This is a genomic window from Mycetocola miduiensis, from assembly GCF_900115155.1.
Taxonomy (GTDB): Bacteria; Actinomycetota; Actinomycetes; order Actinomycetales; family Microbacteriaceae; genus Mycetocola_A; species Mycetocola_A miduiensis.
This window is the reverse complement of record NZ_FOVM01000008.1, coordinates 124,720-141,526: the sequence shown is the minus strand read 5'-3', so window position 1 is coordinate 141,526 and position 16,807 is coordinate 124,720. Positions and strand designations below refer to the sequence as shown.

At 65.6% G+C, this 16,807-nt stretch carries 14 protein-coding genes; 4 read left to right on the top strand and 10 right to left on the bottom strand.

Annotation, left to right across the window (positions count from 1 at the left end):
* Positions 1-21 precede the first annotated feature (21 nt).
* Positions 22-1,038 carry a glycerophosphodiester phosphodiesterase family protein gene (locus BM197_RS13525; RefSeq protein ID WP_090712426.1) on the bottom strand — a complete coding sequence of 339 codons (1,017 nt, stop codon included), beginning with the start codon at positions 1,036-1,038 and terminating at the stop codon, positions 22-24.
* A gap of 160 nt (positions 1,039-1,198) precedes the next feature.
* Here BM197_RS13525 and BM197_RS13520 point away from each other — a divergent pair, with 160 nt between their 5' ends.
* Both BM197_RS13520 and BM197_RS13515 read left to right on the top strand, forming a co-directional pair.
* Entirely contained in the window at positions 1,199-2,005 is an 807-nt protein-coding gene (locus BM197_RS13520; protein ID WP_090712425.1) for a Bax inhibitor-1/YccA family protein, read from the top strand.
* A gap of 100 nt (positions 2,006-2,105) precedes the next feature.
* Positions 2,106-2,762 carry a pentapeptide repeat-containing protein gene (locus BM197_RS13515; RefSeq protein ID WP_090712423.1) on the top strand — a complete coding sequence of 219 codons (657 nt, stop codon included), beginning with the start codon at positions 2,106-2,108 and terminating at the stop codon, positions 2,760-2,762.
* A 152-nt stretch (positions 2,763-2,914) separates the two neighbouring features.
* Here the strand turns inward: BM197_RS13515 and BM197_RS13510 are convergent, their stop codons facing one another.
* The gene (locus BM197_RS13510; RefSeq protein WP_090712523.1) at positions 2,915-3,469 is read right to left on the bottom strand and encodes a CGNR zinc finger domain-containing protein; all 555 of its coding nucleotides are present in this window, start codon (positions 3,467-3,469) and stop codon (positions 2,915-2,917) included.
* A gap of 86 nt (positions 3,470-3,555) precedes the next feature.
* Between BM197_RS13510 and BM197_RS13505 the strand changes: the two genes are divergently transcribed.
* Positions 3,556-4,563 (top strand): EamA family transporter, encoded by a 1,008-nt coding sequence (locus BM197_RS13505; protein ID WP_090712421.1) that lies wholly within the window; start codon positions 3,556-3,558, stop codon positions 4,561-4,563.
* 522 nt (positions 4,564-5,085) lie between these two features.
* Here BM197_RS13505 and guaA read toward each other — a convergent pair.
* The 6 genes from guaA to BM197_RS13475 form a co-directional block, all read right to left on the bottom strand.
* Positions 5,086-6,669, bottom strand: a complete 1,584-nt coding sequence (gene guaA / locus BM197_RS13500) for a glutamine-hydrolyzing GMP synthase (protein WP_090712419.1) — start codon at positions 6,667-6,669, stop codon at positions 5,086-5,088.
* A complete protein-coding gene (locus BM197_RS13495; RefSeq protein WP_090712417.1) occupies positions 6,665-7,114 on the bottom strand; it encodes a DUF3817 domain-containing protein in 450 nt (149 codons plus the stop codon). The genes guaA and BM197_RS13495 overlap by 5 nt, the downstream gene beginning before the upstream one ends.
* 4 nt (positions 7,115-7,118) lie before the next feature.
* Positions 7,119-7,970 (bottom strand): SURF1 family protein, encoded by an 852-nt coding sequence (locus tag BM197_RS13490; protein ID WP_245762543.1) that lies wholly within the window; start codon positions 7,968-7,970, stop codon positions 7,119-7,121.
* A complete protein-coding gene (locus tag BM197_RS13485) occupies positions 7,957-9,333 on the bottom strand; it encodes a cation:proton antiporter (RefSeq protein WP_090712415.1) in 1,377 nt (458 codons plus the stop codon). The genes BM197_RS13490 and BM197_RS13485 overlap by 14 nt, the downstream gene beginning before the upstream one ends.
* Positions 9,334-9,335: 2 nt before the next feature.
* Positions 9,336-9,866 (bottom strand): cation:proton antiporter regulatory subunit, encoded by a 531-nt coding sequence (locus BM197_RS13480; protein WP_090712413.1) that lies wholly within the window; start codon positions 9,864-9,866, stop codon positions 9,336-9,338.
* Between the two features lie 88 nt (positions 9,867-9,954).
* On the bottom strand, positions 9,955-11,685 hold the full coding sequence (locus BM197_RS13475) for a glycerol-3-phosphate dehydrogenase/oxidase (protein ID WP_090712411.1): 1,731 nt from the start codon (positions 11,683-11,685) through the stop codon (positions 9,955-9,957).
* A 211-nt stretch (positions 11,686-11,896) separates the two neighbouring features.
* Between BM197_RS13475 and poxB the strand changes: the two genes are divergently transcribed.
* Complete coding sequence (poxB, locus tag BM197_RS13470) at positions 11,897-13,627, top strand: ubiquinone-dependent pyruvate dehydrogenase (protein WP_090712410.1); 1,731 nt, start codon at positions 11,897-11,899, stop codon at positions 13,625-13,627.
* Between the two features lie 10 nt (positions 13,628-13,637).
* Here the strand turns inward: poxB and BM197_RS13465 are convergent, their stop codons facing one another.
* Positions 13,638-14,756, bottom strand: a complete 1,119-nt coding sequence (locus BM197_RS13465; protein ID WP_090712408.1) for a GuaB3 family IMP dehydrogenase-related protein — start codon at positions 14,754-14,756, stop codon at positions 13,638-13,640.
* A gap of 283 nt (positions 14,757-15,039) precedes the next feature.
* Positions 15,040-16,542 carry an IMP dehydrogenase gene (gene guaB, locus BM197_RS13460; RefSeq protein WP_090712406.1) on the bottom strand — a complete coding sequence of 501 codons (1,503 nt, stop codon included), beginning with the start codon at positions 16,540-16,542 and terminating at the stop codon, positions 15,040-15,042.
* Between the last annotated feature and the right edge of the window lie 265 nt (positions 16,543-16,807).

The following is a 16,807-nucleotide window of genomic DNA, read 5'->3' as shown; positions in this document are numbered from 1 at the left end:
AGGCCGGGCATCCGACATCGCTTACCCGAGGAGAGCATCTCTCGCTGCGACGCCGAGATCGGGGTGGTCGCAGAAGACGCCGTCCACGCCGGTTCGGAGGATGGCGTCGAACTCGGCCTCCCAGTGTCCGAAATCCGCCGGTTCTCCGTCCGACCGATACGCGGGTGCCAGGAACGCGTTCTCGGGCCGCAGAGTCCAGGTGAAGACGGCGAGGCCACGGCGGTGCGCCCGCGCCACGAGATCGTTGGTCGACCCGTCGGCGTTCCCGGAGAAGAGCAGAGCCTTGTCGACGCTGATGCCGTCGACGCTGCCGACGAGCGCGTCGAGGCCGGCATCCGTCAGCGTCTCGGAGTACGGCGGTGCGTCCGTTCCGAGCGCGGCGACAGCATCGTACGGTGCGCCCTTTCTCTCCAGGAGGTAGACGTACGCGGCATGGACCCCGCGAACGGCCAGCTTTCGCAGCACCGTGTGCTCGAACGCTTCGATGACGAGACCGGAGCCGTCAGCGAATTGCGTGCCAGCGAGCTCGGACGCCAGCAGTTCATCGAGCGGAAGCCCAGCCCGTTCGAAGTAGGTCGCGTGCTTGATCTCGACCACCAGTCCGGGCATCCGGCCGGTGCTTTTTGCTGAGGCATCGAGGATTCCGAGCAGGTCGCGCAGCCGGAGGATCCCGGCTGTCCCGTCGAACGTCGCGCTCGACGAGCGCAGCGCAGCGATCCGCTCCCGCGAGCGGAGGGTCCAGAGTTCGCGCCAGGTGAAGTCTTCGGTGAACCAGCCGGTCAGTTCGTCGCCGTCAACGATTTTCGTCGTGCGGCGGCTGGCGAATTCGGGGCGGGAGGCCACGTCGGTCGTGCCGGAGATCTCGTTTTCGTGGCGCAGGACCAGGACGCCGTCTTTCGTCGCGACGATGTCAGGCTCGACGGCATCCGCACCGAGGGCGAGCGCCAGCTCGTAGGACGACCGCGTGTGCTCGGGCCGGTAGCCCGGGGCGCCGCGGTGGCCGATGATGAGCGGTCGGTTCGGACCGGGAAACGTCATGCTCCCGAGCCTAGTTCCGAGGGATCCGTATCAGAGAAAGAGGGCGGAATACCCCGGAATCCTCGGCTTTTCCCAGCAAAGAGCGCTAGATTAAAGGGAGGTTCCGCTCCGCGGTCCGAACACATTCCAGCCGATACGACTGAGAAGGAACAACACAGACATGGCAACGAGCAACCCGGCGTTCAAGAACCCGGCATTCACGCAGCCGAACGCGCAGGCATTCGCCGTTCAGACGGCCAGTGCGACCGAGCTGCAGGACATGTACAACCGCCCGGCCGCCGGCCCGGTGCAGGCTGACCGGATGACGGTCGAGGACACCGTCATGAAGAGCGGAATCGCATTCGGTGTGCTCGTTGTCGGTGCTCTTGCCGGCTGGGCACTCGGTGCGACGATGCCCGCCCTGGTCTTCGGCGCCGCCATCATCGGCTTCATCCTCGCGATGGTCAACATCTTCAAGAAGGAGCCGTCCGCTCCGCTGGTCCTCGCCTATGCGGCAGCCCAGGGCGTTTTCGTCGGTGGTATCTCCTACATCTTCGAGGCAGCCTGGCCGGGCATCGTCGTCCAGGCCGTGCTCGCCACCCTCACCGTCGTCGGCGTGACGCTCGCCCTTTTCGCGAGCGGAAAGATCCGCGCGTCGAAGAAGGCCACGAAGATCTTCCTCATCGCGATGGTCGGGTACCTCGTGTTCTCGCTCATCAACGTCGGAATGCAGCTGTTCGGCCTGACCGACAACGCCTTCGGACTCCGCAGCGAAGAGATCTTCGGCATTCCGCTCGGCCTCATCCTCGGTGTGCTCTGCGTCATCATGGGCGCATACTCGCTGGTTCTCGACTTCGATTTCATCCAGCGGGGCGTGCAGAACCGCGCACCGCGGAAGTTCGGCTGGTCGGGCGCCTTCGGCGTCATGGTCACCGTTATCTGGCTGTACCTCGAAATCCTGCGGATGATCGCCATCACGCGCGAATAAAATCTTCCGCTCGAACCCCCGTCGCCCGGCTTACCGGTGCGGCGGGGGTTTTTTTCTCGCCGCCGCCTCCCCCGGCCCCCCGCGCAGATCAGGATTCGCCATGAAGTCCAGCACCCACCCGCCCCGAATCGACGCGCTCCGCGACGTCCAGCGCACCGACGGCGACGCGGCATCCGTCGACGCTGACGACGACCTGGAGCTGGAGTCGTTCGCCGATACCGACTTCAGCGGCCGCGACCTGGCCGGCCTGACCCTGCGGGAGTGCGCCTTCGACGGGGTCGACCTCGACGATGCGAACCTGCGGGGTGCCCGGTTCCTCGAGACGACGCTCAGTGGTGTGCATGCCCCGATATTGCGGATGTCACGCTCAACACTGCGGGACGTCGTGCTGGAGCGCTCCCGGCTCGGCTCCGCTGAGCTGTTCGACACGACCTGGAACGGCGTGCGGGTCCGGCAATGCAAGCTCGGCTACGTCAACCTGCGCGGATCGCACCTCACCGATGTGATCTTCGAGGACTGCACCATCGACGAACTCGACCTCGGCGGCGTGACCGCCACCCGCGTCGCATTTCCGGGGACAACCGTGAAGACGCTGGATGTCACGCGGGCAACGCTCAAGCACGTGGACCTGCGCGGCCTCGACTTTCGCGCTGTCCACGGTCTCGAGGGGCTCGCCGGCGCGACGGTCAACGAAGTGCAGGTGGCCGAGCTCGCTCAGCTCTTCGCCGCGCAGCTGGGGATCGTCGTCGAGGGCTGACGCCGGGCGGCAGCGTCCGCGCGCTTCTGGTGTGTGTCCGCCGTGTTCAACTTCGGAGGAATCCGAGCTCGACGACTATATCCGTGCGAAATCCCACCTAGTAGCGAGACATCTCCGAAGTTGCGAACAGTGCCGTTGCTTCTCGCCGCCGGCTACGCCCCGCGGAGTCTCTGCCGGTACGCGGCCACGTTGGCGCGGTTGCCGCAGTTGCCGACGTCGCAGTACCGGCGCGAGCGGTTGCGGGAAAGGTCGACGACCACCGCGCTGCAGTCTTCCGCGGCGCACTCGTGCAACCGCGACAGTTCCTGCGCCCGGATCAAGTCCACCATCGCCATCGCCACCTCGACCTGCGCCCTCAGCGCCACCGGCGCGCTGGCCGGAGTCGCGTGCAGGTGCCAGTCCCAGGCGTCGTGCTTCACGAGCTGGGGCAGGGCGTTCGCCTCACGCAACAGGTCGTTCACCAGGTGCACCACGCCCTCTTCGCCGCGGGTCCACAGCTCGCGCAGTCGCGGACGCAGCGCGCGCATTTCCGCCAGCTCTGTGGCATCCCCTGTTCGTGAACCCGTGAACTCGAACCGATCCAGGAACGCGACGAGCTGCTCGGGCGTTGAGAGCTCGTCTGTGCCGCTGTGGGATGCACCGGGCAGCGTGTTGAGAAGTGCCGCAGTGGTGGCGAGCGACACCTCAGTGTCATGTGCAAAAAGCATGTTGACTCCTGACGGCATTCGGGTCTACTGTCATGAGCATAACCCCTTTTCACTCCTTACCGGAAAATCCCGAGGCGGATGTCACCATGACCGCACCAACAACCGCGACGGATGCCGTTCGGCCGGCCGCACGAGGACAGATCACGGGTGTCGCGATCGCACTCGTTTCGGCTTTCACGTTTGCCCTGAGCGGGCCGTTCGCGAAAGCCCTGATGGATTCAGGCTGGTCGCCCGGAGCAGCGGTGCTGGTCCGGGTCGGTGGAGCCGCGCTGGTCCTCCTCATCCCCACCCTGCTGTTGATGCGCGGCCGGTGGGCCACCCTGCGTCAGAGCAGCAAGATCATCGTCCTCTACGGTGTCATCGCGATTTCGGGCGCCCAGGTCGGGTTCTTCAACGCGGTGTCGTACATGTCGGTCGGCGTTGCCCTTCTCATCGAGTACCTGGCGCCGGTGCTTCTCGTCCTCCTAGTCTGGGCTCGCACGCGGCGTCGGCCGGGCGTGCTCACGATTGTGGGCACGGTCGTCGCGATCGTCGGCATGGTGTGCGTGCTGGACCTCACCGGTGCACAGACCGTGCACCCGCTCGGCGTCGCCTGGGCGCTTCTCGCGGCGGTTTCGCTGGCCACCTATTTCGTGCTCGGGACCAGGATCAGCGATGAACTGCCTCCTCTCGTCCTCGCCGGCGGAGGCCTGATCGTCGGGACCGTGACGGTCGCCGTCTGCGGACTGATCGGGCTGCTCCCGCTGGCCTTCTCGACGTCGGATGTGACGATGCTCGGGGTCGAGATGTCGTGGCTCGTTCCGATGCTCGCCCTTGCGGTAATCTCGACGGCGGCGGCCTACGTCACCGGGATCATCGCAACGGCGCGGCTCGGCACGCGGCTGGCTTCGTTCGTCGGGCTCTCCGAGGTGGTGTTCGCGGTGCTGGCGTCGTGGCTGCTGCTGGCTGAGCTGCCCGGGCTCCTGCAGCTGCTCGGTGGAGTCGGCATCCTGGCGGGCGTCATCCTCGTTCGTGCAGACAAGTACGCCCTCGACCTCACCCCGCCCGTGCCTCGCGTGTCCGCGACCCGGGAGAAGGAGAAAGCCCCGCGATAAGGACGCCATAGCTATGGGGTCCTCACCTGGCGCCGATCTCCTTGTCCCGCGCTGATGGTCAGCCGACACGCCATCGCCCGGCTCGAACGGTGTGGGCCGAGGCGCCGGCTCGAACGGTGTGGGCCCATACGTGTCCCGGCCGAACGGTTATCAGGAGATGGCACGCTTATCAGGCCAGAACCCGCGAAACGCTCTTGAAAACCGTGCGATCCCCTGCTCATCGTGCGGTCACCGAGTGCAGTCCCGTCGCCGACAACCAACCCGAGGTAAGGAGAAAGCCCCGAGGTAAGGACGCCACAGCGGTGAGGTCCTTACCTGGCGCCGATCTCCTTTCCTCGGGTCGACGATTCACCCCAAGCCACCTCTGGTGAGGATCGAGTGTTTGCGGGGAGTTGGAACGATTCCGGGGCCGGCTCACCACAACCTGGACGAGCGGGGTTAACGGACCCGGGACCGGCTCAGCGAGCCGGTCCCGGAATCGTCATTGTGTGAGCTGAGGAGCAGAACTCTCGCTCCCCACCCTCACTCCCACTCGATGGTGCCCGGCGGCTTCGACGTGACGTCGAGCACGACCCGGTTCACGCCCTCGACCTCGTTCGTGATCCGGTTCGAGATCTTCGCAAGCACGTCGTACGGCAGGCGTGTCCAGTCCGCGGTCATCGCGTCTTCCGAGCTCACGGGGCGGAGGACGATCGGATGCCCGTAGGTGCGTCCGTCTCCCTGGACACCGACCGAGCGCACGTCGGCAAGCAGCACGACCGGGCACTGCCAGATTTCGTTGTCGAGGCCGGCGGCCGACAGCTCGAAGCGGGCGATGGCATCCGCTTTACGAAGCAGTTCGAGACGTTCGGCGGTCACCTCTCCGACGATGCGGATACCGAGACCGGGGCCGGGGAACGGCTGCCGGCCGACGATGACCTCCGGCAGGCCGAGTTCGCGGCCGATGGCGCGGACTTCGTCCTTGAAAAGGGTGCGAAGCGGTTCGACGAGCTCGAAGGTGAGGTCGTCAGGGAGCCCGCCGACGTTGTGGTGGCTCTTGATGTTCGCGGTGCCTGCGCCGCCGCCGGATTCGACGACGTCGGGGTACAGGGTGCCCTGGACGAGGAACGCGATCGGGTCGCCGTCGTCCTCGAGCGACTCGGCGATGAGGTCCGCCTGCGCCTTCTCGAAGGTGCGGATGAACTCGCGGCCGATGATCTTGCGCTTCGTTTCGGGGTCGCTCACACCGGCGAGGGCGTTGAGGAACTGCTCACGCGCGTCGACGGTGATCAGCCGTACACCGGTCGCGGCGACGTAATCCTCTTCCACCTGCTTGCGCTCGTCCTGGCGGAGCAGCCCGTGGTCGACGAAGACACAGACGAGCTGGTCGCCGACGGCTTCGTGCACGAGGGCGGCAGCAACGGCGGAGTCGACGCCTCCGGACAGGCCACAGATGACCTTGCCGGTGCCGACCTGGGCACGGATGCGTTCAACCTGCTCCGCGATGACGTTTCCGGGGTTCCAGTCCGACGGAATCCCGGCAGCGTTGTGCAGGAAGTTCTCGAGCACGTTCTGCCCGTACAGGGAGTGCTTCACCTCGGGGTGCCACTGCACGCCGTAGAGGCGGCGTTCGTCGTTTCCGAATGCAGCCACCGGGGTGGATGCCGTCGACGCGAGCACGGTGAAACCTTCAGGCGCCTGGGCCACCGAGTCGCCGTGGCTCATCCAGACCGTCTGGTCGGCGGGCTGGCCGCCGAGGAGGACTCCGCCGTCGGTCGACAGGGCGGCATCCGTCGATCCGTACTCACGGAGGCCGGTGTTCGCGACCTCGCCGCCGAGCGCGCGGGCCATGACCTGGAATCCGTAGCAGATGCCGAGCGTCGGCACGTCGAGATCGAAGATCCCTGTGTCGAGTGAGGGGGCGCCGTCTTCGTACACGCTCGACGGACCGCCGGAGAGGACGATGCCTACCGGGTTCTTCTCGGCAACTTCTGCAGCGCTGATCGAGTGCGGGACGATTTCGGAGTAAACCCCCGCCTCGCGCACGCGGCGCGCGATGAGCTGGGCGTACTGGGCGCCGAAGTCGACGACGAGGACGGGGCGCGCGCTGGTGGCCTGCTCGCTAATGGGTTGCCTCCACTGATTCGGGGTTGAGGTTGGCGGATGCCGCGCGCGAGGCGAGGTACGCCTTCACTTCACGGACGATGCGCACTTCGAGGAAGAACGACAGGAATGGGATGACGCCTCCGAGGGCGATGAGCAGGAACTTCGGGAACGGCCAACGCATGAGGCTCCAGATCCGGAAGTCGGCGAAGAGGTAAACGACGTAACCCCAGCCGTGGATCATCAGGATGCCCAGCGAAAGATTGATCGCCTGCAGGCTGTCGCTCGGCACGAACGCGAGGAACCCATAGGCGCCACCGAGTTCGAGTTCGAGGCCGAAGGCGTATTTCATGATCATCTCGGCGCAGAGCAGAAGAAGCAGGGTGCCGGTGACGATGGAAGAGACCTTGTAGAAGACGAGCGCCGCGGGGATACGCGGCAGATCTCTCTCTCGAGGTTGGAGGGGCATGGGTCTATTCTACCCGCCCGGTTTCGGTGTCGGACCCGGGCGCTGTGAGCGCCCGCTCCTCCTGTTCCCGCTCCCACGAGTCCTTCACGAGCCGGTACCAGAGGAAGATGGCGAAGCCCGCGAACACCACCCATTCGATGGCGTAGAAGATGTTCAACCAGTTGACTGTTGTCTCCTGCTCCACGGCCGGTGCGTCGATCGAGGTCAGCGGGGCGGGAGCAGCCGCAGCGACGACGTAGCCGTTGTAGATCGGTCGTTCCGCCATGCCCGGCCAGATGTTGATGAGCGCGGCGACGGACATCCGATTCAGTTCGAACGGGTCCTCCCCCTCGTCGGGCACCTCAGGACCCTGCGAGGCGTTGAGGCGGCCGGTGATGTCGACAACGGATGCGTCGGCGACGGCGTTGAGGTCGGCCGCGACCCGGTCAGCCGTTTCACGATCCTCGGTCCAGCCGAACGCGACGGCGACGGACGGGTCCTCCGGGTTGGTTCCTGTGGAAAGGTGCCCCGCCACCCAGTAACCAGTGACGCCGAGGTTCACCCGTTCAGAGATGATGAGGAAGTCGCCGGGCACCCAGGTTCCTTCGACCGTGACGAGCTGACCGACGGAGACGTCGCGGAGCGGCTTGCCCGGGGTGGCAACGTCGCTCAGTTTCACGACCGATTCGGTCGGTTTATCGACGTTCTCCGATGACACCACGGCCCGTTCAAGCTGCCACTGCCCGAGCCACGCGAAGGCGCCGGAGACGAGGAGTGCGAGCAGGAGCATCGCAATCCAGCGCGGCTGGCGCATCGTGCGGGCGAGGGTCTGCGGGGGTTCGGTGGGGTCGGCCGGGGTACTGCTAGTAATCGTCATCTCGCTTCGTTGTCTGTTCTGGTGGGTGGTCGCTCGGGGTGCCGGCCTGGTCGACGATCCGGTCGACGACCCGCGCCGTGTCGGCGCTGCTGTCGTCTGATGTCGCCGCTTCGACAAGGGCGATCTGCTCCTCCAGCAACACGTTTCGTGGTCGCGGCTTGACCGCAACGGTCTTCGTGCGGAGCAGCGCAGCGCCGATTTTCTCAGAGTTTGATGCCAGGAGGGGACCCATCACACTCATCACGAGCACGTACAGTCCGGCGAACGGTTGCAGGCGCTCGTCGAGGCCGGCCGTGAGAGCGAGAATGGCGAGGATGAGCGCGAACTCGCCCCGGTTCATCAGGATCGCTGCGGCGTTGATCCCGGCCTGTGTGCTGAAACCGTAGAGCCGGGCCATGAACTGCCCGGCGACGACGTTGAGCACAAGCGTGAGCAGCACCGCGAGGATGACGGGCCAGATGACCAGGGCGAACTGGCTCGGATCCAGGGTCAATCCGAAGTTGAGGAAGAAAAACGCCCCGAAGACGTCGCGGAGCGGAACGGCGACATGTTCGATTTTGGCGCTGTACCTGGTCGCGCCGAGGACGAGCCCGATCAGGAAGGCGCCGATGGCGTCGCTGACGCCGAGAACTTCGCCGAGCCCGCCGAACAGTACCGCAAGCCCGAAGAACAGGATCGTGAAGAGTTCGTCGTCCTTGGTACGGAAGAAGCGGCTGACGTACGCCCCGCCCCAGCGGGCAACGCTGAACATGACGACGAGGAAGGTGAACGCGATCGCGAGTTTTCCGACGACCAGCCAGGGGTCCGATTCGCCGCTGAGGATGACGGACACGATGGCGAGGTAGACGGCGAGGAAGATGTCCTGCACAACCGTCACCCCGAGGATCATCGGCGTCTCGCGGTTGGCGAGCCGATTGAGTTCGATCAGGAGCTTGGTGACGATGGCGCTGGAGGAGGTGCCGATGATGCCGGCGACGATGAGTGCTTCCCGGGTGCCCCAGCCGAGAGCGAACCCGAAGATCAGGCCGGCCCCCATGAGCAGGACGAGGTAGGAACCGCCCGAGATGAGCAGCTTTCCCGCGTTGCCGAAGAACTCGTCCTGGTCGAACTCGAGGCCAAGGTTGAACAGAAGCAGGATCAGGCCGAACACGGCGATGAGTTCGATGTACCCGCTTTGGAAGTTGAGCGGGAACCAGCCGTTATTCGGACTCGCCAGGAACCCGACGATCATATAGATCGGGATCGCGGGAAGCCCGATGATCTTGCCGAGGCGACCGAAGATGTAGGCGACGACGAGAAGTGTTCCGAGAACGACGAGATCCGTTCCCAGCGACGAGCCTTCACCTGCAGCGGCGGCGAACATCGTTAGCTTCCCGGCGGAGCTTCGGTCGCCCCAGCCAGGTGTGATTCGCCGGTGCGGAAGAACGAGAATGCCTTGGCGACCTTCTCAGGGCTGCCGGCGACGACGAGCGTGTCGCCGGGAAACACGCGGAAGTCTTTCGACGGCGCGGGGTTGGCCGACTCGCCTCGCACAACGGCGACGACGGTGAGGCCGACGATGCCGCGATCGGCGGGGTCACCGAGGGGCTGACCGGCGATGTGATCGTCGTAGTCCACACGGAACCAGTCGATCGAGAGACCGGGAATTTGGTCGAGCGCTGTCAGCGACTCGGTGATCTGCGTTCCGCCGAGCAGCTCAGCGAGGGTGTGCGCCTCGTCTTCGCTGAGGCGGAGCGAAACCTTGCTGGCATCCGATCCGTCTTCGTCGTCGGCGAACGTGATCAGGTCGCTGTGTCCGGAGCGGTGGGCGATGACGCCCACCTTGCCGCCGTCGTCGGTCACGAACGTGTGCAGGACGCCCACTCCCGGGAGCTTGACCCGCCGAACATCGACCATCGCCGGACTCCTCAACGCTTGGATGCAGTAACCCAAGTCTAACGGAGCCCGGTCCGCCTCCCTGTCGATGTCGGCTGGGAGACGACGATCACTTCACTGTCACGATGTCCGGGGCTTCGAGACGGATCCGGTCGGCGGACTCGTCGTCAGGCTGCTCCTGGGAGGCACGCTCGGCTGCGACCCGCTTGAGGTAGGTCGCGACTTCACGCTCGATGCGTTCCTCGTCCCAGCCCAGCACCCCGGCCATGAGCCGCGCGGCGACGGGGGCTGCGGAAACACCGCGGTCCCAGGCTTCGATCGAGATCCGGGTGCGCCTGGCGAGCACGTCCTCGAGGTGGAGTGCTCCCTCGTGGGATGCCGCGTAGACGACTTCGGCGCCGATGTAGTCGTCGGCACCGGGGAGAGCGTCGTTCAGTTCCGGGCGCTGGCGCATGAGGTCGAGCAGTTCATCGGTGAGCACGCCGTACCGGTTGAGCAGGTGCTCGATCCGGACCTTGTGGACGCCGAAGGCGCGAGCGATTTTGCCGCGTTTGTTCCACGCAGCCTGGTATCCCTCGGCGCCGAGCAGGGCGATGTTGTCGGTGATCGATTGCGGGACCTTGCCGTCGAGTGCGTCGGCCGCTGCGTCGATGGCATCCTTCGCCATGACCCGGTACGTGGTCCACTTGCCGCCGGCGATGACGACGAGCCCTGGGACGGAATGGGCGACGAGGTGCTCACGGGAGAGCTTGGAGGTCTGGTCGGACTCGCCGGCGAGCAGCGGGCGAAGCCCGGCATAGACGCCTTCGACGTCGTCGCGGGTGAGCGGCACCGCGAGCACTTTGTTGACGTGCTCGAGAAGGTAGTCGATGTCAGCGGCGGTTGCGGCCGGGTGCGCCTTGTCGAGGTTCCAGTCGGTGTCGGTGGTGCCGATGATCCAGTGCCTGCCCCACGGGATGACGAACAGCACACTCTTCTCGGTGCGCAGCAGCAGGCCCATGGTGGACTGGAACCGGTCGCGCGGGACCAGCAGGTGGATGCCTTTCGACGCACGCACCTTGAACTGGCCGCGTTCGCCGACCATCGCCTGCGTGTCGTCGGTCCACACTCCCGTCGCGTTGACGACCTGCCGGGCACGGACCTCGAAGCGTTCGCCGGTCTCGAGGTCGTGAGCCTTGACGCCGACCACGCGCTGGCCGACCTTGAGGAAGCCTTCGACGCGGACCCGGCTCGCGGCGTGGGCGCCGTAGAAGGAGGCGGTGCGCACGAGGGATGCGACATACCTGGCGTCATCGACCTGGGCGTCGTAGTAGGTGAGTCCACCGACGAAGGCGTTGTCCCGCAGCGACGGGATCGACTTCTGCACCTGGCGTTTGGTGAGGTGCCTGTGGTGCGGCACCCCGGGGGGACGGCCGCCGGTGTAGCTGAACAGGTCGTAAAGCAGCATACCCGCGCCGATGTAGAGCCGTTCGAAGACCGGGCGGTTGAGGGGGTACAGGAACTTCACCGGCTTCACGAGGTGCGGGGCGATGCGCTGCAGCAGCAGTCCGCGCTCGATGAGGGCTTCGCGCACGAGCCGGAAGTCGAGTTGTTCCAGGTAACGGATGCCGCCGTGAACGAGTTTCGATGACCGGCTCGAGGTTCCGCTCGACCAGTCCCTCGCCTCGAGGATGCCGGTGGACAGGCCGCGGGTGACGGCATCCAGCGCGCTTCCCGCTCCGACGATCCCGCCGCCGACGACGAGGACGTCGAGTTCCTTCGTTTTGAGGGCTTCGATTGCGGCGATGCGTTCTTCGACACCGAGCTTGGTCGAGCGCGAAACCGTGTTGGAATTAGCCATTGTTTCCTCCACCGGGATCGAACCTGCCGCGATTCCCGGATCCCGCTCGTGGTGGCACCGGCAGGCTACGCCACTCAATGTCCCTCGACGCTAACGCACGGGGACATACGTCACAACTGCCTTGCGCCGGGGCCATGCGCTCTGCCATTCGCGAGCGAACTGTGATGGACTCGATGGACACACCAATTCGCTGACCCGGTCAGGAGCAGTCATGGGATCGATCGCTGAGAACATCGTCGCAACGCTGGAATTGAGCGGGGTGAAGCGGATCTATGGGCTCCCGGGCGACTCCCTGAACGCGCTCACCGATGCGATTCGGGCAGGCGGGAACCTCGACTGGGTGCATGTGCGGCACGAGGAGGCGGCAGCCCTTGCCGCGTCCGCTGACGCTGCGCTGTCCGGCGACCTGGCCGTGTGCGCGGCGAGCTGCGGGCCGGGTAACCTGCACCTCATCAACGGTCTCTTCGACGCCAACCGGTCGCGCGTCCCTGTGCTTGCCATTGCCTCGCACATTCCGAGCGCCGAGATCGGCAGCAACTACTTCCAGGAGACACACCCGCAAGAGCTGTTCCGTGAATGCAGCGTCTACTGCGAGATGGTCGGAACCCCCGAGCAGATGCCTCGCGTGCTCGAGATCGCGATGCGCACGGCAATCGAACGTCGCGGGGTTGCGGTGATCGTGATCCCGGGCGACGTCCTCGGGGCCAAGGCCGCCCTGGACCGGAGGGTGCCGATCCGCCCGACCTCGAGCTCGGTGCTCCCGTCCGCTGAAGCCCTCGCCGAGGCCGCCCGCCTGCTCAACACCGCTGAGAAGGTCACGATCCTGGCCGGCGCCGGAGTGGCAGGCGCCCATGCCGAGGTCCTGGCGCTTGCCGACGCGCTCGGCGCTCCGATCGTCCACGCGCTGCGCGGCAAAGAGCACATCGAATACGACAACCCGTTCGACGTCGGCATGACCGGGCTGCTCGGTTTCGCATCCGGCTATCGGGCCATGGAATCCTGCGATGCGCTTCTGATGCTCGGCACGGACTTCCCGTACCAGCAGTTCTTTCCGGAGAATGCCGTCAAGATCCAGGTCGACGTGCGTGGCGAGCAACTCGGACGGCGAACCCCCCTGGATCTCGGCCTCGTGGGGACGGTGCGGGACACCGCGCAGGTGCTCCTGCCGCTGCTCGAACCCAAGACGAACCGCGATCACCTCGATCGCTCGGTCAAGCATTACCAGAAGAGCAGGTCGGGGCTCGATGATCTCGCGACGAACGACCGCAACCGGGCGCCGATTCATCCGCAGTACCTGACCCGGCTGATCGATGAGCAGGCGGATGCGGATGCGGTTTTCCTCCCGGATGTCGGCTCCCCTGTCGTGTGGGCGAGCCGCTACCTGTCGATGAACGGCCAGCGGCGGTTGATCGGTTCGTTCAGCCATGGCACCATGGCGAACGCCGTGTCGCAGGGAATCGGGGCACAGGCATCCCACCCGGGCCGCCAGGTGATCGCGCTCGCCGGTGACGGCGGCCTGACGATGATGCTGGGGGAACTGCTCACCCTCGTGCAGAACCGGCTGCCGGTGAAGGTCGTCGTGTTCAACAACTCGTCCCTCGGCTTCGTCGAACTCGAGATGAAGGCGGCAGGGCTCGTGAACTACGGCACCGGGCTCGAGAACCCGAACTTCGCCGACGTGGCGAACGCGATGGGGATACACGGCCGACGAATCGAGCGTCCGGACGATCTGCCGTCGGCGCTCGCTGAGGCGTTCGCGCACGACGGCCCGGCGCTCGTCGACGTCGTCACAGCTCGGCAGGAGCTGTCCATTCCCCCGGCGATCAGTGCGGAGCAGGCGAAAGGGTTCACCCTCTACGCGATTCGCACCGTCCTGTCAGGGCGCGGCGAAGAACTCCTCGACCTGGCGAACACGAACGTCGTGCGCCGCATGTTCGACTGAGCGCAGACGTTCAGTGCGCGTGGTAGGGCGAGAGCACGACCTCGACCCGCTGGAATTCCTTGATGTCGGAGTACCCGGTCGTCGCCATCGAACGGCGCAGAGCCCCGACGAGGTTCGCCTTGCCGTCGGCGACGGTCGCCGGGCCGTAGAGAACCTCTTCGAGCGAGCCGATCTGGCCGACCTCGACGCGCCGCCCGCGCGGAAGCTGGGAGTGGTATGCCTCCGTGCCCCAGTGGTAGCCGCCGCCGGGAGCATCCGTTGCCCGGGCAAGAGTGGTGCCGAGCATGACGGCGTCGGCTCCGCAGGCGATGGCTTTGACGATGTCGCCGGCCGTGCCGAGACCGCCGTCCGCGATGACGTGGACGTAGCGTCCGCCTGACTCGTCCATGTAGTCACGGCGTGCGCCGGCGATGTCGGCGACGGCGGTGGCCATCGGCGCGTGGATGCCGAGGGTTGCCCGGGTGGTCGACGCCGCTCCCCCGCCGAAACCGACGAGGACGCCGGCGGCGCCTGTGCGCATGAGGTGCAGAGCGGCCGTGTACGTGGCTGCGCCGCCGACGATGACCGGGACGTCGAGTTCGTAAATGAACTCCTTGAGGTTCAGCGGTTCCTGGTTCTTCGAGACGTGCTCGGCGGAGACCGTCGTACCGCGTATGACGAACAGGTCGACGCCGGCCGCGACGACGGTTTCGTAGAGTTCCTGGGTGCGCTGCGGCGACAGCGCGCCGGCGACGGTGACGCCTGCTGCACGGATCTCGGCGAGGCGCGCGGTGACGAGTTCGGGCTTGATCGGCTCGGAATAGATCTGCTGCATCCGTGCCGTTGCCTTCGCCTCGGGCAGGGTGCGGATCTCGGCGAGCAGGGGCTCCGGGTTCTCGTACCGGGTCCATAGGCCCTCGAGGTCGAGAACACCGAGCGCCCCGAGCTTGCCCATCATGATGGCGGTCGTCGGTGAGACGACGGAGTCCATTGGTGCAGCGAGGAACGGAACGTCGAACTGGTACGCGTCGATGCTCCAGCTGATGGAGACATCTTCGGGGTCGCGGGTCCGACGGGACGGCACAATGGCGATGTCATCGAAGGCGTACGCGCGGCGTGCGCGCTTGGACGCACCGATCTCAGTTTCCATACTCACTCCCCCAGCCTACCCGCGCGGAGCGGAGCTCCGCGAAAGGCTCGGAGCGCAGCTCCGAGAAAGGCGGCAGCCCTAACCAAGACAATCTCGAGAAGGATACGGCGACCCGCAGCCATCTCGGGAACGCAACACCGGGGAGGCAACCTCGAAAACGAGACGGCGACCGCCAACCATCTCCGCGCCGCGGCCTCCTGCCGAACCAAAACACCCGCTCCGGTCGAACTCACGCGGCGTAGCGCGTGGATTCGACCGGAACGGGTGACTTCGTGGGTGAGGCCTAGCGGCTGTAGTTCGGCGCTTCGACGACGATCTGCACGTCGTGCGGGTGCGACTCCTTGAGCCCGGCGGGGGTGATCCGCACAAACTTGCCCTTTTGCTTGAGCTCTTCGATCGTGCGGGCACCGACGTAGAACATCGACTGGCGCAGGCCGCCGATGAGTTGGTACGCCACGGCGGAGAGCGGTCCACGGTAGGGGACCTGGCCTTCGATGCCCTCTGGGATGAGCTTGTCGTCGCTGGGCACGTCGTTCTGGAAGTAGCGGTCCTTCGAGTACGAAGTCTTCTCGCCACGGGTCTGCAGTGCGCCGAGCGATCCCATGCCGCGGTACGTCTTGAACTGCTTGCCGTTGACGAAGACGAGCTCGCCCGGGCTCTCATCGCAACCGGCGAGCAGCGACCCGAGCATGACGGTCTCCGCCCCGGCGACGAGCGCTTTCGCGATGTCTCCCGAGTACTGCAGCCCGCCGTCGGCGATAACCGGGACACCGTATTCACGCGCAGCGAGGGATGCCTCGTACACGGCGGTGATCTGGGGCACACCGACACCGGCGACCACACGGGTGGTGCAAATCGATCCAGGACCGACTCCGACCTTGATGGCGTCAGCACCGGCTTCGGCGATGGCCTTGGCACCTTCGCGGGTCGCGACGTTGCCGCCGATGACATCCACGCCGTCGAATGCCGGGTCGGCCTTGATCTTACGGATGATGTCGAGCACACCGGCGGAATCGCCGTTGGCTGTGTCGACCACGAGAACGTCGACTCCGGCGTCGCGGAGAGCACAGGCGCGCTGCCAGGCGTCGCCGAAGAAACCGATTGCGGCTCCGACACGGAGCCGGCCCTCTTCGTCCTTGGTGGCATTCGGGTACTTTTCGCTCTTGTCGAAGTCCTTGACGGTGATGAGCCCCTTGAGCTTGCCTGCGTCGTCAACGAGTGGCAGTTTCTCGATCCGGTGCTGCGCGAGGATCGCGATGGCGTCGTCAGGGTCGATACCGACCGGCGCGGTGATGAGCGGCATCCGGCTCATGACGTCGCGAACCGGCGTCGTGGCCTTTTCGAACGGGGCGACGAAGCGCATGTCGCGGTTGGTGATGATTCCGACGAGAACACCGTCGCCATCGATGACCGGGAGGCCCGAAACGCGGAACTGGCCGCAGAGCGCGTCCACTTCCGCCACCGTGGCATCCGCAGTCGTTGTGACCGGGTTCGTGATCATGCCAGACTCGCTGCGCTTGACGAGGTCGACCTGCTCGGCCTGGTCTGCGATGGAAAGATTGCGGTGCAAAATGCCGATTCCGCCCTGGCGTGCCATGGCGATGGCCATGCGCGCCTCGGTGACGGTGTCCATGGCGCTGGACAGGAGCGGCGTGGCCACCGTGATGCGCTTGGTTAGCCGCGAAAAGGTCTCTGCCTCGCTCGGGATGACATCCGTGTGGCCGGGCAACAGCAGGACGTCATCATAAGTCAGTCCGACAAAGCCGAACGGGTCTGAGTTTTCCATTGCTTCCCTTCACGGTGGTGTACCGGCGTCATCGGGCGGTGACGAATGCCAGAAAACACTGTGCATGGGGACCGGTAGTTAATGCTAACCGCAGAAAGGTAACGATTATGCCCGGAACTTGTGCACTTTGAGTTAAGGAATACCCATGTTCGAAACATGTAGGTCATAATCGGGTCGTATCGTCAAACAATGCCGTTTGGCGAGAAGTTGCGCAGAGGCCTAACGGTCCTCTGCCCGAGGGACCTGGCGGTCCCGCACTGGAGGT